Source organism: Pseudoalteromonas sp. SG41-5 (assembly GCF_014164495.1).
GTDB classification, from domain to species: domain Bacteria; phylum Pseudomonadota; class Gammaproteobacteria; order Enterobacterales; family Alteromonadaceae; genus Pseudoalteromonas; species Pseudoalteromonas rhizosphaerae.
This window is the reverse complement of record NZ_JACJFH010000055.1, coordinates 12,258-31,984: the sequence shown is the minus strand read 5'-3', so window position 1 is coordinate 31,984 and position 19,727 is coordinate 12,258. Positions and strand designations below refer to the sequence as shown.

The window sequence follows — 19,727 nt, the reverse complement described above, 5'->3', positions numbered from 1 at the left end:
ACCTTGTGGTGCATGACTATATCTCTACTTGCTTACAGCGCCTTGCTGAGCAGCCAGATAACCTTGAGCCACTGCTACCTTGGAACATTAAGCAAAGCTAGGTGTCGTTAGCTATACGCTTACGTATTTTCTACTCGAAATAAATGATCTCGCCGACGTTCAGGGGTATTGGGAAACAAACTCCAAATAGCCTGATGCTGTTCATAACTGTCGGTCGCTTTTAGTGCAACTATGGATATGTACATACCTTCTCCCTAGAATATTTAATCTTATTATTCATTCTTTAGAGGCAAAAATACCCCTAATTCACTGTAATTAATGTCATGATTAACAATCGCTTTTACACAATATAAATCAGGATCCTGTTTGCCTTTTGCATGTTTTTTTGCAATTGCTACAGTACTTAACTCTCTGTCTTGTTGCTCTTGATAATCACCGCCATGCCATAATTCACCTTGTTCGTTAAGCAATACAACGGTTGCGGTCATTTCACCTTCACGGGTTAATAAAGCGCAGCGTGGGTCAACATCATTTAATGGTTTTGAATCGAGAACGCTATACATTTTGGCGGTATAAGCAGAACCATCTTGTTCTTGTTGATAACTTTCAAATAAGGAGAGTAACTCTTCTGGTTCTTCCGTATATGCTTGTTCATTGTGAACATACTCGATAGCGTCACGGTAACAATCTGGAAAAGTAAGCTTAGAGTTTTTATTCAGGTATTGATTTGTACGATATAAAACGCGGATATTACGGTAAACAAAACCACTACCTTGATAATGCGTTTTCCAACTAGATATTGGTTGATCTGGGAGTAAGGTAATAAAAGTAGGTTGTTTTATACGTGTACTGCGAGGGCTTAACTCTGTATTTATACGGTCGTGACGCCATAGTCTGCCCATACGCTGCATTAAAAATTCAATGGGGGCTATTTGACTCACCAAAAGATCAAAATCTAAATCAAGGGATTGTTCTACCACTTGCGTCGCAACTAAAATACGGCCTTGACGGCCAGCATGTTTACCATAAATATCTAAAATTTGCTTTTCTATTCTGGCTCTATCTGAAAAGGTATAACGGGCATGTAATAAATCTATTTCTAATGGTTCATCTTCGGTATTAATTTGAGATTTTAACTGTTGATATAAATTTTGTGCATCATGCACGGTATTACAAATAACACCGATAACTGCACCATTTTTTGCGTGTTCAATTAAGCTTTGTTGTTGTTCTGCAGTTGGCAATAAGTCATTGGACAGCCAATTTTCTAAATAAACTTTTTTTCGTGCTATGGGTTGTTTCAAATCAATTTCTTGGGTTTTTCCATCCATACCAACATGAGTGACCAGTGGATACTCAATACTGCTGACTTTACCTGAGTACGGCTTAACCAATTTAGTTTTTAATGACAAAGGCAAAGTTGCAGAAAGTAATATGACACTAGAATACGCTTGATGTTGCCCTTGTAACACACGTTCTATTAAAGCGTACATATAAGCATCGAAACTATGGATTTCATCTAAAATAAGGACCGACTTTCTAGTACCAAATGAACGGATAAACTGGTGCTTAATACCCAACACCCCCATTAATATTTGATCAACGGTTGCAACTGACAAAGAACCTAAAAAAGCTCTTTTGCTTGATTGATGTAAAAATCCATTTTCATCTGGTATTAAGTATTTAGATTTACTATGCGCCAATGTAAGTGTGCTATCTGGAAATAACTTACTAGCAGCTTCACCTATGCGTTCAAATAAACCATTAGCGGTTGCTTGAGTGGGTAAACCAAAAACAATTCCATCTGCTAAATTTTTCTCTATCAACATAGATGCATAAGCTAATGCAAATTCTGTTTTTCCTGAGCCAGTATCAGATTCAACAATAGTTAAACCTGTTTCTAATGGCATATCATTCAATAGGGTTTGTATACCGCGAGGTTGGTATGGTGAGAATAAATATTCAAAACCTGCACCATTTAACTTATTTAATACACCCGCTTCAATTAACGCTTGTTTAGCTCGTGGTAAAGTGCACTGATAATATTCATTTAAATCCTCAACTTTAGTTTTAAAACTAGTGATTGAAGAACCAATCCAATCGGCAACACTGCATAAACCAGCTAACATTGGAATATCGCCGATATCTGGAATTTCTGTTAAACCTGTCCAAGCCAAACAAAATTCAATCCATTCTTTTCGTGCAACTTTATCTAACTCAACTAATTCTTCATCAGCGTCAGGTTCAGCTAAATTACGGTCAATCGATGTATCACAATAACCATGATGACCGGCTACAGCTTTCATTGCCTCGTTATGGCCGTAAGACTTCATAAAGTGAAGATAACCATGCGAGCCATGTGCGTATTTTTCAGGCTCAACCTCAAACTCTTCGCCTTGTAACTGAACTCTTATTTCTTCTACATAGTTTTGAAATCGAGCATCAAATTTTCCCAAATCATGCAGTAGAACATAAAACAATATTATTGCTTTAGCAAAGTGCGAGATTCAGTTAACCAAATGTCAGCAACCGCTGCCACATCCAAACAATGATAAGGTAATAAATGATAATCAGCGCCACTTTGTAACGGATCTTTTTTCGCTTTTCCCCAATATTTAAAATAACTTGGTATCGACATCACTCTATTCCTTAACGGGTTTTATCAAACCCTACGCTTACTAGGTTAATTCAACAACACTGTACATTTATCACCTGTCGCTTAGTTGTACATATTCTTTTATTCGTTATTTTATAGTCAGTTGATTTAAATCAACGAGGTAAATAAGGCTGTAACTGGGCTAAGCATTCAGGACTTAATATGATTTGTTGCGCTTCAGGATTAACGTGATAACTAACAACACCTAATTGTTTTAAAAGGTAAAGTAATAAAGCTGCTCGTATTTTTAGAGTGCGCTGATATCGGCCATTGGGCTGCAATTGCATTTGGTGATCGAGCGCAATAATACGCGCTTTGTTTTGGGCTAAACGCGGATCAGGTTCTATTATTACGTTGAGGTGAGTTTGCCATAATGTGTCGTGTTTTTGGTCAAATTGGGCGGCGCCTTCAAATTCATATTCGCCACTAAAACGGGTTAATACAAAATCTCGAAAGTCTTGGTTTTTTTCACAGTAGGCTCGAACATGCCAACGAGTACCATCAAACACTAAATTATGTGGGCTGATAATTCTTGATTCGAATTCTGGGCTAGCAATGGATGCATAACCAACATCAACACGTAACTTTTGTTTCAGCGCTTGTAAAACGCCTCTTACTTTATCTGGTTGTATGGGTGCAAGTGGTGAGTTTAGCCATGTAAGATACTTACTTTGATCTTGCATACTCGCTTGTGTGGTTTTTAAGTAATTGGTTAGATCCAGCTGCTTAAACTTGGGTATAAAATTATCGCTTGCTTGATACCCTTTTAGCGAGTTGTTGTAAATTAAACTGTGTGGGTTGAGCGCTAAATAATCTTGAATTAGCTGGGATGCATTAGAGCGGCTTATACCAAAATGTTGCTGTAAATGATTGGTTGTCAGGCGTCCTTCCCATTGAATAATGAGCTCTATAAAATGAAACCGTTGTTGGATATTGTAGTTAAGTGGCTGGCTATTTTGATCGGTTGTTTCAACCATGCGTTCCCTGCACTATTATTTTTTATTGTTATTCCAAGTTATCAGAAAAACCATTGATTACAAGCTGAATTCCTTTTCTGCTTGAATGACTTGTTTTAGATCAAAGGTTAAACATACTTTCGAACGCAGCCTCTAATGACATGGGCATATGGCGTTTATCTAAAATCCGATCGTTTAGTTCTTCTTTGAGTACTTTTACTGTTGTGCAATAGCTTAAGCGTTCAGTAATTTCATCGCATTCATTATTTAAAGCTGCTATATGATCTGCAAAATTTTCTTTGATCTGTGCTTTACTACGGCCGTTAAATTTACGCCATACGAGTGTATGTTCATCGTTGCCTTCTTTTTGCCTGCGATGAAGCGCATTTAGCTCGGCTATTTTATTTTGCAGTAATGGTACTAGGTTTGCTTTGGTTTCTTCATCAAAGTCCACATCATCGTCAAAATGCGTAATATAAAGCTGTAATAAGGTAAAGCCATCTTTTGCTTTACGTGCTTCGCTTAGTTGTTGCATTAGCGCGTGCTTTTGGGCTTTTTTAGTTGGGTCTGGCTCTTTATCGGGGTGTAATTTTGACGCTAAGCGTTTGTACATTTTGTTAAGCTGTGAGCTTTTAAATAGCTTTTCTAATTTTGCATCGGTTCTTTGTTGTTTAATTTCATCACGATCAAACCGCTCAAATTGGTCAAAAAAATCATCCCAATCTTCATCATCATCGCTTTGCGCATCGCCGGCATTAAAGGGATCATCTGTGCTTTCTGAGTCAGGCTCTTGGGTATCACCAAAACCTTGTTCGTCTAGGTGTTTATAGAGCAGTTGAGGATCAAGCGTAATTTCCTTTAATTGTTCATCTGTTAACTCTAAACCAGGAAAATCTTGCTGCAGCATGGTTCTGAAAACATTAAGCTCTGACGATGGGATGTCGTTTACCGCTTCTTGATTGTGCTTACCTAAATGAAATTTAAAAGTGTGTGATATTGTTTCCATATCTAAGTGACCAGTAAACGGATGGCTTGCTAAGTAATCTAAATCTGCATTTATCCAATCCACAAGCTCATTTCGCTGCTCATCGGTTAAGCTTTTGCGTGGAATAAATTGGCTCAAATGACAAATCTGCTGTGCAATCATTTGTGCTTGATGCTGTTCGTGCGGTTCTACTTGCTCTATAAACTGAATAAATAAACCTTGCTTTTTAGTATCAAAATTAGCGTTACGTTTAGTGTGCTTTTCTATGCGTTGCCACAGACGCTCTAACTCTGAGCTTGGTTTTGCTGTGGTTTGTTGTTTTACATTTTGTAAAAAAGTAGTGTTTGTCTTCATAGCAACTCATTTATGCAAATATATATGTGGGAATACTAACATTTTATCATTGCACTGAAAAAGACCTCTTGGCTGATTATGAACACAGCTGGGCAGGCGTTTCTGCTATTCCTTGTATATCGGCTTGTAAAATAAATACGGCGCCGCTGTAGGGGTATTGTTTTAGTATCTCAGGTTCTAGGCCAGTACGGGCGGAGGTAACGGCGATGGTTGTTAGGTCATCGCCAAAAAAAGTGAGGCTGGTGATCCTAGGTGCGGGAAGTCGATAAAAATGCACGATAGAGCCATTTTCACAAAAACGATAAAGGCCGTGGCCATTCCAAGACGCGACCCACAAGTGATTGTCGTTATCGACTGTCATGCCATCGGGAAAGCCCATTGTCTCGTCAAATTTTACAAATACTCGCTTATTGCTAAGCTCACCTTGCTCATTTAAATCAAATTGATAAATAGTGCGGGTGGATGATTCTGTTGAATATAAAATACGGCCGTTTTTACTTATTGCAGGGCCATTACTGATCACATAATTGCTATCAACAATGGTTGGCGTTTGTTGCTGACCAAAGCGATACAACGCCCCAGTATTGTGTTGTTCATGTTTATCCATCGTACCAAAAAACACATGCCCGTTGCGGTCGGTTTTGGCATCATTTAAACGATTATTTACTGCAAGAGTAGTCAGTGGATACAGCTCGATTGGTTGGTATGTGCTGTTATCTAGGTAATAAATGCCGCGCTCAAAACCTGCGATTAAACGCTGTTCGGTGGTTTCCATGATCCAACAAATAGCCTGCTCCATCGGGTAACGGCACACTGTTTGTTGCTGGCAATCAAAACGGTAAAGTAGTTTGTCTAAAATATCGACCCAAAATAAACACTTTAGCGATGCGCTGTAATATGGCCCTTCGCCAAGTAAACATTGGCAAGGAATGATCATTTTAATCGAGTTAATCGCCATTATTTACCTTAAAACAGCATGTGAGTTTATTGCGCTATTTTAACGTTGCAAGAAAATCAGTGCCAGCCCTGAAAAAGTCGCCACAACAATAATTAAAATACGCGTGGCTTGTTCATTAATTGTATTATTTAACAAGTATGAAAGCCCCCAACCAATTAAAATAGCGGGTAAGCATTCAATAAATAGCAGTAAGTCATTAGAGTCAGCGGTGCCCGTAAGCAGCAGCGCAGTGATCCCAAATAAATTAATAAACACGAAGAAAATACTTAAGTTAGCTTTAATTTTATCTTTATTTTGCGCTTGATAGAGTAGCCCCATCGGTGCGCCGCCTGCGGATGTGGTGGTACCAATAAAACCAGATGCTAGTGATGCCAGTACATTAGAGATAAAGGTAAGCTTAGGCGACCAACCTGTAAGTGATAACGCAACTGCAATTAGTAAACAACAACCGAGTAAAATACGATACTGATGGGGATCAACATGCAACATTACCGCTGCAGCAATTAACACTCCGACGGCGCCACCAAAAATTGAATAGCCGGTTTGCTTTAGATCTATTGCGCCACGGTGCTTTATGGCAAGAATTGAGGTGAGTAATAAAGCATTTAAAATCATTGGCCCTGGCACTAACTCTGGCATAAGCCAGTATAAAATAGGTGCGCACAATAAGCCAAGACCAAACCCAATCACGCATTGCAAGCATGCGCCTATTATTAATATAAAATAAACTAATACGATATCGGGCAACGCGTTTCTACCTTATTTAACTAGGTTTGACTAATTTACAGACAAGAATATCCTAATATTATAATATCATTGGCGTTAGGTAAATTTTTTTATTGAATTTTAAGTCCAACCAGCATCAACAACAAGTGATTGTGCGGTCATCATTTTACTGTCGTCTGCGGCTAAAAATAATGCGGCATTGACAATATCATCGGCCTGTAATGTTTCATTTATACATTGATTATGTCTAACATCTTCAATCATATCTGGAGTTAACCAATGCGTTATTTGGCGCTCGGTCATCACCCAGCCAGGTACTAAGGTGTTAATACGAATATTATCTTTACCATAAGTCGCAGCTAATGAACGGGTTAGTCCTTCGATCCCAGCTTTTGCCGTGGTGTAAGCTGGCATGCCCGTTTGCTTAATACGCCAGCTCACTGAGCCCATATTGATAATGCTACCACCACCAATTCGCTGCATTTGCGGGGCTACGGCTTGCGCCGAAAAAAAGCATGGCCGTAAATTAACGGCTAACTTATCATCCCAGTATTCAACACTCATGGTATCGGCAACGTGGCGAGTATCGTCAGCCGCATTATTGATCAATACGCTGATCTCACCTTGTGTTTTGCCCGTTGTTTCAATAGCGGCTTTTAATTGTTCAATGTCACGAAGATCACAGTAAATATACTGCGGATCAAAGCGATACTGGCCAGCTAACTGGCTACACAATTGCTCACCTTGCTGTTTGGCAATATCAATAAAAGTTACTTTTGCATGCTGCTGACAAAAGCGCTTTACCATGACTTCACCGATCCCTGTTGCACCGCCGGTAATAAAAACACTTTTACCAGCGAGACTTGGATAACTTGTTGTGTGTGATGTTGAGACTGGCATGATTTCCTTAAGTATTAAGATAATTCATTAACAAAACATGGTTATTTCGATTCGTTTTGTGACTCTTTTTCAGCTATTTCTTTTTCAATAAATGACATAGCTTCGTCAATCATATACGTCATCATGTTTTTAGCGCGCTCAGGCTCACCATTTAAAATTGCTTGATACACTTTAAAGTGTTCATCCGCAATGGCTTTTTTATTACCTTTCGCGGGTGTTGTATGCTGAATACTAACGTTAAGAGCAGTACAAATAAAATCACGCAATTGAAAGAAAAAACGATTACCGCTGGCAAACAAAATTGCTGTATGAAAAGCTAAATCACTTTCATGGATTTCGCCATCGGAGGCATCAGCCGCCGCTTGCATTTTTTCAACTGCAATCGCAATCTCTGCAATTGCGCCTTTATCAGCACGTCTTGCTGCAAGTGCCGCTGCTTGTGGTTCAATAGCTAAGCGTACTTGTAAAAATTCTTTTAACACATACAAGGTCGGGCTACTATCAAGCAACCATTTTAATACGCTGGTGTCGTATAAATTCCATGTGTTTGCTGGTTCAACCCGAATGCCTTGGCGCGGGCGCGATGAAATAAGCCCTTTTGCAGCAAGCATTTTTACTGCTTCACGAATAGCAGTACGACTAATGCCATACTCTTCACATAATTTTGCTTCAGTAGGTAAACCCGTTTCAGCAGTGTAATGACCATTAATAATGGCTTTACCTAACTCATTGGTTACCTGTTGCGACAAATTTAAATTTTCAATGCGTGCCATAAACAGTTCCTTTAAAAATACTTATTCTATGATACTACTATAACCTTACCGCGTCATCAGGCAAATCTTTGACAATGCTACTGTAAATACTTTTTTCCGCTGTTTGAACTGTGTAATTGCTGAAAACATAAAAATTTAAAGCATTACTAATTTTTAACAAATCTCTTTCATTTACCTCATTTGTATTATAATATTTTTATACTCACAAATAATCCGGATTGATCTCCGGGCTTAGATGGAATTAAAGATGATCGAATTAAGTACACTCGACTGGCTAGTGTTAGCGGGATTTTTTGTCTTGTTATTAGCCGTTGTCGTCGTCTCGATGAGACAAAAAGAAGAAGATACTACAGATTATTTTTTAGCTGGGCGTAATGCGAGTTGGTTAGTTATTGGTGCGTCAATTTTTGCCTCGAATATTGGCTCAGAACACCTCGTTGGTTTATCTGGTGCAGGTGCACAATCGGGAATGGCATTAGCCCACTGGGAAATGCAATCGTGGATTATTTTATTACTTGGTTGGGTGTTTGTGCCTTTTTACTGGAGCAGTAAAGTATATACCATGCCGGAGTTTTTAGAGCGCCGCTATAATTCAAAATCACGCACTTTTTTATCGGTTATTTCCTTGATCAGTTATGTACTGACTAAAGTTGCGGTGACTGTTTATGCTGGCGGCATCGCGTTTAAAACTATTTTAGGAATTGAAAGCATTTGGGGCATTGATTTCTTCTGGATCTCAGCCATTGCTTTAGTAGTGATCACCGGTATCTATACTGTACTCGGGGGTATGAAAGCCATCATGTGGACCTCTGTTTTACAAACGCCAGTACTTATTATTGGCTCTGTGGTGATCTTAGTTGTCGGTTTGGATAAGTCGGCGGGTGGTCTGAAGTTGAACGCATAAACGATATGAACATGCATTTAATTCGCAGTGCCTCAGATACCGAGTTTCCGTGGCCGGGGATCGTATTTGGTTCATTTATCATTGGTTTTTGGTACTGGTGTACAGACCAATATATTGTACAACGGGTACTGTCGGCGAAAGGCATTAAAGAAGCTCGTCGCGGTACTATGTTTGCAGGTTACTTAAAGCTATTACCTATTTTTATCTTTTTAGTACCGGGCATGATTGCCTATGCACTAAAAGTTAAAGGCGTTATTAGTTATGACAGTGCGGACCAAGCGTTTCCCACATTGGTTGCCGAGTTACTCCCATCCGGCGTCAAAGGCATCGTAATTGGTGGTTTAGTGGCCGCATTAATGAGCTCGTTAGCGTCGTTATTTAACTCATCAGCGACGTTATTTACTATCGATTTCTATAAAAAATTCAAACCCGAATCGAGCGAAAAGCATCTGTTAAAAGTTGGCCGCTTAGCAACCGTTGCAATTGTTATTTTAGGCTTATTGTGGATCCCCATTATGAGCTTAATTGCTGATGTACTTTATGAGTACTTACAAAGCGTTCAATCGTTAATAGCCCCAGGTATTGCCGCCGTGTTCTTGCTAGGTATATGCAGTAAACGTTTTACTCCTGATGCTGGTTTTATCGGTTTAGTGTCTGGGTTTGTGTTAGGTATGATCAGATTAGTACTATTGCCTTTCAAAGATGCTATCAGCGGTACACCGCTTGCGTGGATCACCGACATGAATTGGCTTTACTACTGTATTTTACTGTTTGTAGTGGTGGTAGTGATAATGATTGTGGTGAGTTTTTTCACTAAACCCGCCAGTGAAGAGCAGCTTAAAGGCTTAACCTTCTCAAGTATCGGCAAAGATACTTTAAAAGAAGTGGCTGCCGGATTAGATAAGTGGGATTACATTCATACTGCGGGGATCATCGGTATCACTACGTTTATTTACTACCGCTTCTGGTAAAACTTAATTAGTTGTTCCCACGTTTATAGGGAGTGTTATCACTCCCTTTTTTGCACACAGATAAAGACACTCATTAATCAGGCTACCTAGCTTCCTCTCGTGTTGTTAGCCTCAGTGCCAATTAATGAACAATCATAAAGTGGTGATGATGAACACTCTGCTTAAAATTGCATCTATAAGTTCTCTAGTATTACTCAGTAGCTGCTCCTCAATAATTCCCCAAAAAAGTGTAGAAGCACGCTTTGTTCCTGAGCGTATGGATGACTTTGCGTTTGAAAATGATAAGGTTGCCTTTCGCGTTTATGGGCCTGCTTTAACAGACTCTGCTGAAAACAACGGTACTGACTGCTGGCTTAAACGGGTTGATTACCCAATTATTAATAAATGGTATAAAGGAGAACGAGAAGGTATCTCTTATCATGAAGATCATGGTGAAGGTTACGACCCTTATCATGTTGGTAATTCATTAGGCTGTGGCTCAATGGCCCTATGGGATGAAAATGCCGATAAAAGCGACAGACTGATACAGCCCAATGTGTATACTGATTATTCAATAATAGAAAAAACCGCTGATAAAGTCGTTTTTGAGCTCACTTACCAGTATAACGATAAAGACATCACCGAGAAAAAACGCTACACACTTGAAAAAGGTAGCCAATTTTATAAAGTACACAGCCAATTTACGCACAATGGTCAACCCATTCAACTTAAAGTTGCTGTGGGTGTCACTACCCATGATAGTAAAGCACAAGCACATGTAAACTCTGAAGGTGATGCAATAACAACGTGGGAAACCATTGACGGTAGCCAAGTGGGTACATCTGTACTATTACCTAAATTTACCCACACTCACTATATTTTACAACAAAGTGATAAGAAAGATCGTTCGCATGCACTGCTTGTTGCGCAAACGAATAAAGCGGGTGAAATTACCTATTATGCTGGTTTTGCTTGGTCAAAAGCGGGTGATATAACAACCTTCAAACAATGGCAAGATTATACGAGTAACTATTTAGCCAAAGATAAAAACAAACAAGTAACCGCAGAATCTGTAAAGTCATTAACGAAAAAAGTAGCAGACTGGCAAATTGCACATTTTGACGAAGAAGGTAAATACCGCGCGCTGCCACGCAAACCACCACAGTGGATGAATCGCGAGCAATATCATGATTTAGAGTGGCATCATGGTGCCCTTTACGCGGGTATGAACGAATGGCGTAAAATTGCTGATGATGATAAATATACAAACTTTTTAATGGAAATTGGTCAGCGAAATGACTGGAAACTTCACCAGCGCCCTTATCACGCCGATGATCAAACGGTAGGTCAATTTTATCTGTCTTTATACGAAGACTTCCATCAACCAGAAATGCTTGAACCAACACGTAAGCAATTTGATTGGATTTTGGCTCACCCAAAAACCGGCACACTTGATTGGCTTGCCGAAAATACTCATGCCCATGATCGTTGGGGCTGGTGTGATGCATTATTTATGGCACCGCCTGTATGGGCACGTTTAGCTAAAATTACCGGTGAAGAAAAATACTTAGACTTTATGGATCAAGAGTACCACGCCACGTATGACCTATTGTGGAGTGAGAAAGATCAGCTATTTTGGCGTGATTCTAGTTTCTTTGATAAACACGAAAAAAATGGCGAAGACGTTTTTTGGGCTCGTGGCAATGGCTGGGTATTTGGTGGATTAGCTTTGATGATACCTGACTTACCAGTTACTTGGGAAAAGCGCGATTTTTACATTAATTTGTATAAAAAAATGGCGGCACGTTTAATTGAAATCCAACGTGAAGATGGCACATGGTCAATGGGATTATTAGGTGGAACCGAAGGTTACCCAATAAAAGAAACCAGCGGTACGTCGTTTTATGCATATGGTATTGCATGGGGTATCAACCAAGGTTACTTAGATAAAGTCACTTACCGTCCAGCGTTAATGAAAGCATGGCAAGCGCTGCAAAATTCAGTCACCGCTGAAGGCATGCTCGCCTTCGTACAGCCTGTAGGCGCAGCTCCTGGAGATTCATTTCCAGATTACACTGAAGTGTATGGTGTTGGAGCATTTTTAGCAGCCGGTAGTGAAGTGTATAAACTACTTGAAGATGAAAAACCAAAAAAACACGTCGCTCACAATACAATTCAAACGTTAATGCATAATGCAGGGTGGTGTTGGTTTCAAGATCCCCGCGCCATTATCCAAAACGGTAAACTAATTATCGGTAGCGTTGCTGGCAATGGTGTGGGTGACGCTGCGGTAGGTGTCTACGACCTTGATAAAAAGCAACTACTCGGTCGTACCACATTAAAAACTGAATTTGACCATGATGATCATAACTCACCGGTTTTTTATGCGCGTCCTGATGGCAGTGTATTAACCGTTTACGCACGTCATAATAGTGAAAAAGCACATTACTACCGTATTTCAAATTCTGACAATTTTTTAAATTGGGGCGAAGAGAAAACGATACAAAGTCCTGCCAACGTAACCTACATGAACTTATATGACTTATCCGATGAAGGAACACTTTATAACCTTTATCGCGGTATTGATTGGAATCCAACGTATGTTACATCAAAAGACGATGGTGCTACCTGGAGCGATGAACATGTTCATCTCATTCAAAATGAAGTCCCAGGCGTACAAAGACCGTATGCACGCTATGCAGGGAATGGCAAAGACACCATAGGTTTGTCATTTACTGACGCTCATCCGCGTGATTTTGGTAACAGCATTTATTATTCTGAGTTTCGAGATGGTAATTTCTATAACGTGGATGGCACATTGATTAAAAACCTGAAAAAGGAAGGTCCGCTAAAACCCTCCGAAGCAGAGAAATTATTTCAAGGTGGCGGCGGAACCTTCCGCGGTGTTGATTTAAGTGTTGAAAAAAGCGCTTGGACCAGCTCAGTAGCATTTGATGATAAAGGCTATCCACACGTTGCTTATACTTATTATTTAAATAATCAAGATCAGCGCTATCGTATTGCATCTTGGGATGGCAAAAAATGGCATGACCGTGAAGTTGCGTTTGCAGGAAGCCGTTTATATGACCGTGAAGCCAGCTATACAGGCTTAATCACTGTGGATCCTAGCGACCCTTCTCACGTGGTTATTTCAAGTAATGTAAATCCTACGACAGGTGAGTCTTTATCAATGCCGCATCAAATATTTAGCGCACACATTGGGCTTGATGATGATACTAAAAGTATTCAGTGGCAGCAGTTAACACATGATAAGCACAATGAAAATTTACGCCCTATGATAGTCAACTCTGATCAACATAAAGTGATTATGTGGTTACAAGGGCAATATAATAGTTGGACAGACTATTATTTAGATGCTGTAGGGATTATTGTTGAGTAATCAGCCCTAATTCATTAAAAAGGAGCCACAGGCTCCTTTTTTATTATCAGCTCTATAATTAGTCCGGAAACTCTGGCGAAAGAATAGGAAATCCTTGGTCATCCCACTTTATTACGCGTGCACGCGCATGGCGATTTGGATCTGTTAAGGGTGTACCCTGTAACTCTTTATAATCACGGCTATGGTAAATTAGTAAGTCTGTAACACCGTCCTCTGCTTTTACAAAACTATTGTGACCTGGACCAAAGCGCCCTACTTTTTCGTTACTTGCAAAAATTGGCTGTGGCTTTTTATGCCAGCTTGCGGGGTCGAGTAAATCAGCATCTGCATCGGCCCATAACAAGCCCATTGCATAGCGATCATCGGTGGCACTGGCAGAATAAGTTAACATGACTTTATTGCCATGCTTAATGACTGCTGCACCTTCATTCACCTTATAGCCTTGAATTTCCCAATCAAGTGTTGGCTCTGAAATATTAACTATTGGCTCTTTTATCGATGTTGGTGAGTCCATTTGTGCAATCCACAATGCAGAGTTGTACGTTGCGGGTTGGTTTTGTTGTGCCCAAACTAAATAGCGTTTGCCGTTGTGGCTAAATGTTGTGGCATCCAACGAAAAACTATCAAGGTGGGTTTTTAATTGCCCCATTTCTTGCCATTGGCCCTTCATCGGATTTTTGTTGTCATTTTTAAGCACAAACATACGAATACTAAACGGCTTTTCTACATCACCCGCTGCAAAATGAATATACCAACTGCCATCAACTTTATGTAGCTCTGGTGCCCAAATATTGGTACTCATTGGGCCTTTTTCATTTTTATGCCAAATCACTTTTGGCTCTGCTAGTTTCAAGTCATTAAGTCTACAAGCTTGACGTAATTCAATTTCGTCAAACTTAGGGGATGTACCAATAAAGGTATAACAACCGGTTTTTTCATCGCGGACCAACCAAGGATCAGCGCGTTGCAAAACAATCGGGTTATCAATTGGCATTAATGTTGGGCTATTATTTGCCTCTGCAACACTGTAAAAGCATGACATACTAAGTACGCTTACAATTGCAGTGGCAATCAGATTCTTGGCCATGGTATTTCCTATTTTTATAGTTTAATTTCCATTGTTAATATTGTATTACATATATTATAGTAGCTGATAAGTTTAATGATTAAAATAAAAAGGTAGGCAACTATGAAACACGCAAAAAAGTTCGCTCATACATGTAAACTGCTCGGTGCAAGCACATTACTTTGTTTAGCAAGTAATACCATGGCTAAACAAGTTGAAGTACACGACCCTGTAATGACCAAAGAAGGCGATACCTATTACGTCTTTAGCACGGGTATGGGGATCACGTATTACGAATCCAAAGACATGAAAAATTGGCAGCTTACCGGGCGCGTATTTAAAGACGAGCCGAGCTGGGCAAAACGAGTTGCCAGTGACTTTGGTGGCCACCTTTGGGCGCCGGATGTATACCAAAAAGATGGCAAGTTTTACCTTTATTATTCTGTGTCTGCGTTTGGTAAAAACACCTCGGCGATCGGTGTAACGGTTAACGAAACTCTAGATCCTAAATCACCAGATTATAAATGGATAGATCACGGTATAGTTATACAGTCTGTGCCTGAGCGTGATAACTGGAATGCCATAGATCCAGCGATTGTTGAAGATGACAATGGTACACCATGGATGAGCTTTGGTTCGTTTTGGGGCGGTCTTAAATTAGTGAAACTTGACGATGATATGGTACGTTTGGCACAACCACAAGAATGGCATAGCATTTCAGCACGCCCTAACACTGAACACGGACCTGTAGAAGCACCATATATCTTTAAAAAGAATGGCTATTACTACCTATTTGTGTCGTTTGATAAATGCTGCCAAGGTTTAGACAGCACTTACAATGTCCGTGTAGGGCGCAGTAAAAACGTAGAAGGCCCATACCTTGATAAAGAAGGCCGTGACTTAAATAATGGCGGTGGTTCGCTGGTGATCGAAGGTAATAAAGACTGGGTAGCGCTTGGTCATAATGCCGCTTATACCTTTGACGGTAAAGATTACTTAGTACTTCATGCTTACGAAACGGCTGATAACGGTTTACAAAAATTACGTATTCTACCGATGACTTGGGACGATAACTGGCCAGTAGTTGATAGCAAAGATCTAAACAAGCGCACCACTAAGCTGATTGAGAAGTAACACTTAAGAACAGCCACTAAAAAACCTGCATTTTTTGCAGGTTTTTTGTTTTGATATATCGCATTATTAACACAAGAATTACTGCTCTAGCACCAATATTACTCGCTAAAATCAATGAGTTTAATATCCATAAAAATAAGCTGCTCACTGCTTGTCGCTAAAGATTCATTCAGTGCCACACTGTAAATATCGTAGGCTAGATGCGGTAAAATCAAAAGTTCATAACGGCTGCCTTTAGGCATCAGCATGAGTGCTTCTTGCAAACCTTCAATTGCTTCTGCTATCTCATACTCAGCCACTTGCTCGATTTGCCGCGTATCATAAAGCACATGCCCTGTTGCAGTCATCACGCGTTGCTGCACCTTAACAGTAGCATCCCATGAAGGTGGTTCGCCACTTCCCAGTTCAATAATTCGATACATTAAACCCGAGCCGGTTACATGCACACCAGGCTGTGTTATGTATTGCTCTGCGAGCGGGTAGCGCCGAACACTCACTTTAGAATGCACATCGTCATAATGCTGTAAACTCATACTCGTCCTACTAGTTATTATTGATTAAACGAATACCGTAAATACCACCAGCAACCGATCCTTTTATTGCACTAAAGCGCAGTGTTAATGAGCTAGCTTTTTTCATTTCATCAGTTAATGGATAATCAATACTGTAAAATTCTGCACCGGTTTGCTTAGCAGGTAAGCTAACTTTTGCCAGCACCTCACCATTAATTGTGATAGTAAACTTACGTCCAACATCTGCAGTAAAGTAACGGATACGCAGTGCAACTGCCTGCTGCTCTGAGTTAGTTAGCTTATATTCAAACCAACCTGTTGCATCACGCCAATGATGGCCGTTATTAACACCTGCACGGGTATTTTCACCTTTAAAGTCATGCTCAACTTCAGGCTGTTGCTCGCCCGGTGTAATTTGGTCAACGGTCAATAATCGTAATTGCTCTTTTGCTTGTTCAGCCGCTTTTGAATCTTTAACAAATTGAGTAAATTCGGCTTCACTTTGCTGCGGCCAGTAAACTTGATAGCGACTATCATGAAGCCTAAAAAACGGAATTAACTGAGTTGTTTGTGTGCTCCCTATCCCCTGCTGAGCAATGGCGACATTTTTATCTGTGGTAAATGCAAGTTCTGCGCTAGGGGCTCGCTTTAAATCAGCAATAAACTGCTCGGGTTCACTGAGCATGATAGGCAGTGCTTCGGGTGGACAGGTAGGCCCTGCTGCAATATGACCCATGCGACTGTTATCAGCAACAAAGTTTAAATGCTCATTTTTAAACGCTTGTACTTTGGTTGCCATTACCACAGGACCATACAATACCGCATAGTAATCTTGGTCATCAGGCAACTGCTCTGTGTACAGTTTTGGCGCTAAAGAAAAAGTTAATTTATCGCCATCATGCCAGTCATGTTTTATTGCGTAATACCCCTGCTCTGCAGTGGCATTTATTGCTTTGCCATTAAGCTTAAACTGCAATTCATCAGTAACCCAACTTGGTTTACGAATATGCAGCTGCGCTGATGAGTTATGTTTTTTATCTAATGTGTTAATCACTAAGGTTATATTATTAGCATCCGGAAAATGGCTTTGTTGAGTTACTTTTAAGTCCTGTTGCTGCCAATCAAGCGTACTTGGAATAAATAGATTTACCCATAAGTTATCGTCATTTTTACTGTAGATCAGCTCACCGTATTTACTATGATTTTCGATACCCGAACCGACACAACACCACATTGAATCTTGTACCGATGAATACATACGATAGTGCCCAGGACGCATTGGCGTAAAGTACACAAGCCCACCGTGCTCAGGATGTTGTGACGATAAAATATGGTTATAGGTTACGCGCTCGTAGTATTCTAAATAGCGAGTGTCCGCGGTTTTCAGAAACAGCAGCTTGCTGAGTTTCATCATGTTGTACGTGTTACAGGTTTCAGGGCCTTCAACGTCTTCAACCATCGCGGTAAAATCTTTTTTGTCGTGAAAATGCTCACGCACACTGTTACCACCAATGGCCACTGAGCGCTCTTTAGTCACTGTTTGCCAAAAATAATCTGCGCCTTGTTGCCACGTTTTATCATCAGTGGCCTCAGCGACCTTCAACATACCAATAATTTTTGGAATTTGGGTATTAGCATGTAAGCCAGTTAGCTTATCTTGTTTTTTTAACAGCGGATCGACAATGCTATTTTGAGTAAACTGTTGCGCTAATTTGAGATAACGCTTATCGCCACTGATCGTCGCCATATCGGCAAATACCGCATTTAAACCGCCATATTCTGAATACAGCATCTGTTGAATCTGCTGCTCGCTTAACTTAGAGGTTAAGTTTAAAAACCATTCGCCTAAATCAAACAGCATGGTTTTTGCTTGTTCACTGCCTGCAATCAAGTAAGCATCACGCAAGCCATGGAAAATTTTGTCTATGTTATAAAGCGGCACCCAACGATCATTTAAACTAAATAAATCGGCTTTAATATTGCCATCATGGATTTGTTGCCACATCGCTTGACCATTTGGTATGCCTCCTAAATAACCGTCATTAACCTGTTGTGCGCGTTGTAGCTCATTTAACATGTAATCTAAACGGCGCTTTAGTTCTTCATCGCCAGTTGCAGCCCACGCAAGGCTTAACGCCGATAAATAATGACCGCCAATGTGACCATCAAGCCCCGAGTCTTCCCAATTACCATAAGATGACGCTTTGGGCTCGATACCAGCTTCACGTAAGTAAGGGGCTAATAATTGATCTGGGTGCAATGCCAATAAATAACGAACGTTAGTTTGCTGGGCATGTAAAAATGGGCTTGCACTTAAGCTAACTTGCTCAAGTGCAAAAAGTTGTTGTGGTGTGCGCTGTGTATGATGCGTATTAACAGTTTTATCATCTGCATTAGGGTGTTCGCTGCAAGCCGATAACAACATTACCGCAAGAGAAAAACTAATAACGTGTGGTAATTTTTTTACTGCTAAAACAAACATACACAGAGTCCTTTTGTTATTTTTATTGTTCGCCAGGCTTACCAAAAACAGGCATACCGTTATCATCCCAATTTAGTGATTTTGTGAAGTTATGACGATCTGGGTTCCACAGTGGATCACCTTCAATTTCAGTATATTGACGACAGTGATAAACCAGCACGTCGTTACCATTTTCATCTTGCGTAAAACTGTTATGCCCGGGGCCAAACATCGACTTAGGCTCGTTACTACGAAATACTGGCTCTTGCACTTTAGTCCAGCTATTTATATCTAATAAATCACTATCTAGGTCCGCATATAGCAAGCCCATAGCATAGTTTTCATCGGTGGCACTGGCTGAATACGTTAAGAATATTTTACCGTTACGTTTAAGTACGTTAGGGCCTTCATTCACCCAAAAACCAATTATTTCCCAATCAAGTTCAGGGATGGTTAAACGGGTGATTTCGCCAGTGATCTCTGTTGGTGATGACATTTTTGCCAAGTACAGATTTGAGTTACCTTTTACACCCGGTTCTTTTTGTGCCCAGCAATAATAAAGCTCATCATTATGATAAAAAGTCGTGGCATCTAAACAAAAAGTATCCCATGGGGTTTCAATTTGACCGCAAAACTGCCACTCGCCCTCAATCGGATCCGCATCTTTACAGCTAATTGCATACATACGATGCTGAAATAAATCGTGCTTAATTTCACGACTCGGTGCTGCGGCAAAATAAACATACCAAGCGCCATCATTAAAATGGATCTCAGGAGCCCAAATAAGCTCAGAATATGGACCTGTTTGTGGCTTCATCCAGACCATTTTTGGCGTTGCAGTTGCAAGCCCTTCTAGGGTTTTTGCACGGCGCAGTTCAATGCCATCATAGGCAGGCACTGACGCGGTAAAGTAATAATAACCATCTGTGTGCTTATGAATATATGGATCAGCACGTTGTGGGATCAAAGGTTTAGGTAAAGTTGACATAAAT

The 19,727-nt window shown here is 40.2% G+C and carries 17 protein-coding genes; 4 read left to right on the top strand and 13 right to left on the bottom strand.

Annotation, left to right across the window (positions count from 1 at the left end; genetic code table 11):
* Positions 1–119 precede the first annotated feature (119 nt).
* From H5232_RS14560 to H5232_RS14525, 9 genes are all read right to left on the bottom strand, one after another.
* Positions 120–245 (bottom strand): type I-E CRISPR-associated protein Cas6/Cse3/CasE, encoded by a 126-nt coding sequence (locus H5232_RS14560; protein ID WP_182831116.1) that lies wholly within the window; start codon positions 243–245, stop codon positions 120–122.
* A 27-nt stretch (positions 246–272) separates the two neighbouring features.
* Positions 273–2,480 carry a CRISPR-associated helicase/endonuclease Cas3 gene (gene cas3 / locus H5232_RS14555; protein WP_220496078.1) on the bottom strand — a complete coding sequence of 736 codons (2,208 nt, stop codon included), beginning with the start codon at positions 2,478–2,480 and terminating at the stop codon, positions 273–275.
* Between the two features lie 2 nt (positions 2,481–2,482).
* Positions 2,483–2,638: an HD domain-containing protein gene (locus tag H5232_RS24715; protein WP_220496077.1), complete on the bottom strand. Its 156-nt coding sequence runs from the start codon at positions 2,636–2,638 to the stop codon at positions 2,483–2,485.
* Positions 2,639–2,769: 131 nt separating this feature from the next.
* A complete protein-coding gene (locus H5232_RS14550; RefSeq protein WP_182794545.1) occupies positions 2,770–3,633 on the bottom strand; it encodes a WYL domain-containing protein in 864 nt (287 codons plus the stop codon).
* Positions 3,634–3,733: 100 nt separating this feature from the next.
* Positions 3,734–4,951, bottom strand: a complete 1,218-nt coding sequence (locus tag H5232_RS14545) for a J domain-containing protein (RefSeq protein ID WP_182831115.1) — start codon at positions 4,949–4,951, stop codon at positions 3,734–3,736.
* A gap of 76 nt (positions 4,952–5,027) precedes the next feature.
* Positions 5,028–5,909 carry an SMP-30/gluconolactonase/LRE family protein gene (locus H5232_RS14540; RefSeq protein WP_182768118.1) on the bottom strand — a complete coding sequence of 294 codons (882 nt, stop codon included), beginning with the start codon at positions 5,907–5,909 and terminating at the stop codon, positions 5,028–5,030.
* A 39-nt stretch (positions 5,910–5,948) separates the two neighbouring features.
* Positions 5,949–6,656: a sulfite exporter TauE/SafE family protein gene (locus tag H5232_RS14535; protein ID WP_149980062.1), complete on the bottom strand. Its 708-nt coding sequence runs from the start codon at positions 6,654–6,656 to the stop codon at positions 5,949–5,951.
* 99 nt (positions 6,657–6,755) lie between these two features.
* Positions 6,756–7,535, bottom strand: a complete 780-nt coding sequence (locus H5232_RS14530; RefSeq protein ID WP_149980061.1) for an SDR family NAD(P)-dependent oxidoreductase — start codon at positions 7,533–7,535, stop codon at positions 6,756–6,758.
* A 41-nt stretch (positions 7,536–7,576) separates the two neighbouring features.
* The gene (locus tag H5232_RS14525; RefSeq protein ID WP_145234132.1) at positions 7,577–8,308 is read right to left on the bottom strand and encodes a FadR/GntR family transcriptional regulator; all 732 of its coding nucleotides are present in this window, start codon (positions 8,306–8,308) and stop codon (positions 7,577–7,579) included.
* Positions 8,309–8,555: 247 nt separating this feature from the next.
* Between H5232_RS14525 and H5232_RS24255 the strand changes: the two genes are divergently transcribed.
* The 3 genes from H5232_RS24255 (at position 8,556) to H5232_RS14515 (ending at position 13,562) form a co-directional block, all read left to right on the top strand.
* Positions 8,556–9,212, top strand: a complete 657-nt coding sequence (locus H5232_RS24255; protein ID WP_259400137.1) for a sodium:solute symporter family transporter — start codon at positions 8,556–8,558, stop codon at positions 9,210–9,212.
* 5 nt (positions 9,213–9,217) lie between these two features.
* A complete protein-coding gene (locus tag H5232_RS24250) occupies positions 9,218–10,183 on the top strand; it encodes a sodium:solute symporter family transporter (protein WP_259400136.1) in 966 nt (321 codons plus the stop codon).
* A gap of 124 nt (positions 10,184–10,307) precedes the next feature.
* On the top strand, positions 10,308–13,562 hold the full coding sequence (locus H5232_RS14515) for a glycoside hydrolase family 88 protein (protein WP_259400135.1): 3,255 nt from the start codon (positions 10,308–10,310) through the stop codon (positions 13,560–13,562).
* Between the two features lie 58 nt (positions 13,563–13,620).
* On the opposite strand, the gene H5232_RS14510 is transcribed toward H5232_RS14515, so the two are convergent.
* Positions 13,621–14,649, bottom strand: coding sequence for a family 43 glycosylhydrolase (locus H5232_RS14510; protein ID WP_182831114.1), 1,029 nt, complete (start codon positions 14,647–14,649; stop codon positions 13,621–13,623).
* A gap of 102 nt (positions 14,650–14,751) precedes the next feature.
* Here H5232_RS14510 and H5232_RS14505 point away from each other — a divergent pair, with 102 nt between their 5' ends.
* Complete coding sequence (locus H5232_RS14505) at positions 14,752–15,762, top strand: arabinan endo-1,5-alpha-L-arabinosidase (RefSeq protein ID WP_149980056.1); 1,011 nt, start codon at positions 14,752–14,754, stop codon at positions 15,760–15,762.
* A gap of 98 nt (positions 15,763–15,860) precedes the next feature.
* Here the strand turns inward: H5232_RS14505 and H5232_RS14500 are convergent, their stop codons facing one another.
* From H5232_RS14500 to H5232_RS14490, 3 genes are read right to left on the bottom strand one after another with little or no spacing between them, the layout of a single operon-like run.
* Positions 15,861–16,295, bottom strand: a complete 435-nt coding sequence (locus tag H5232_RS14500) for an FKBP-type peptidyl-prolyl cis-trans isomerase (RefSeq protein ID WP_182761407.1) — start codon at positions 16,293–16,295, stop codon at positions 15,861–15,863.
* A gap of 10 nt (positions 16,296–16,305) precedes the next feature.
* On the bottom strand, positions 16,306–18,756 hold the full coding sequence (locus H5232_RS14495; protein WP_182831113.1) for a glycoside hydrolase family 127 protein: 2,451 nt from the start codon (positions 18,754–18,756) through the stop codon (positions 16,306–16,308).
* Positions 18,757–18,778: 22 nt separating this feature from the next.
* Positions 18,779–19,723 carry a glycoside hydrolase family 43 protein gene (locus tag H5232_RS14490; RefSeq protein ID WP_182831112.1) on the bottom strand — a complete coding sequence of 315 codons (945 nt, stop codon included), beginning with the start codon at positions 19,721–19,723 and terminating at the stop codon, positions 18,779–18,781.
* Positions 19,724–19,727: the final 4 nt, after the last annotated feature.

Bases quoted from the DNA above. Each gene is read 5' to 3' on its own strand.
- H5232_RS14560 (WP_182831116.1), bottom strand. From the start codon at position 245: ATGTACATATCCATAGTTGCACTAAAAGCGACCGACAGTTATGAACAG.
- H5232_RS24715 (WP_220496077.1), bottom strand. From the start codon at position 2,638: ATGTCGATACCAAGTTATTTTAAATATTGGGGAAAAGCGAAAAAAGAT.
- H5232_RS14550 (WP_182794545.1), bottom strand. From the start codon at position 3,633: ATGGTTGAAACAACCGATCAAAATAGCCAGCCACTTAACTACAATATC.
- H5232_RS14545 (WP_182831115.1), bottom strand. From the start codon at position 4,951: ATGAAGACAAACACTACTTTTTTACAAAATGTAAAACAACAAACCACA.
- H5232_RS14540 (WP_182768118.1), bottom strand. From the start codon at position 5,909: ATGGCGATTAACTCGATTAAAATGATCATTCCTTGCCAATGTTTACTT.
- H5232_RS14530 (WP_149980061.1), bottom strand. From the start codon at position 7,535: ATGCCAGTCTCAACATCACACACAACAAGTTATCCAAGTCTCGCTGGT.
- H5232_RS14525 (WP_145234132.1), bottom strand. From the start codon at position 8,308: ATGGCACGCATTGAAAATTTAAATTTGTCGCAACAGGTAACCAATGAG.
- H5232_RS24255 (WP_259400137.1), top strand. From the start codon at position 8,556: ATGATCGAATTAAGTACACTCGACTGGCTAGTGTTAGCGGGATTTTTT.
- H5232_RS24250 (WP_259400136.1), top strand. From the start codon at position 9,218: ATGAACATGCATTTAATTCGCAGTGCCTCAGATACCGAGTTTCCGTGG.
- H5232_RS14515 (WP_259400135.1), top strand. From the start codon at position 10,308: ATGAACAATCATAAAGTGGTGATGATGAACACTCTGCTTAAAATTGCA.
- H5232_RS14510 (WP_182831114.1), bottom strand. From the start codon at position 14,649: ATGGCCAAGAATCTGATTGCCACTGCAATTGTAAGCGTACTTAGTATG.
- H5232_RS14505 (WP_149980056.1), top strand. From the start codon at position 14,752: ATGAAACACGCAAAAAAGTTCGCTCATACATGTAAACTGCTCGGTGCA.
- H5232_RS14500 (WP_182761407.1), bottom strand. From the start codon at position 16,295: ATGAGTTTACAGCATTATGACGATGTGCATTCTAAAGTGAGTGTTCGG.
- H5232_RS14495 (WP_182831113.1), bottom strand. From the start codon at position 18,756: ATGTTTGTTTTAGCAGTAAAAAAATTACCACACGTTATTAGTTTTTCT.
- H5232_RS14490 (WP_182831112.1), bottom strand. From the start codon at position 19,723: ATGTCAACTTTACCTAAACCTTTGATCCCACAACGTGCTGATCCATAT.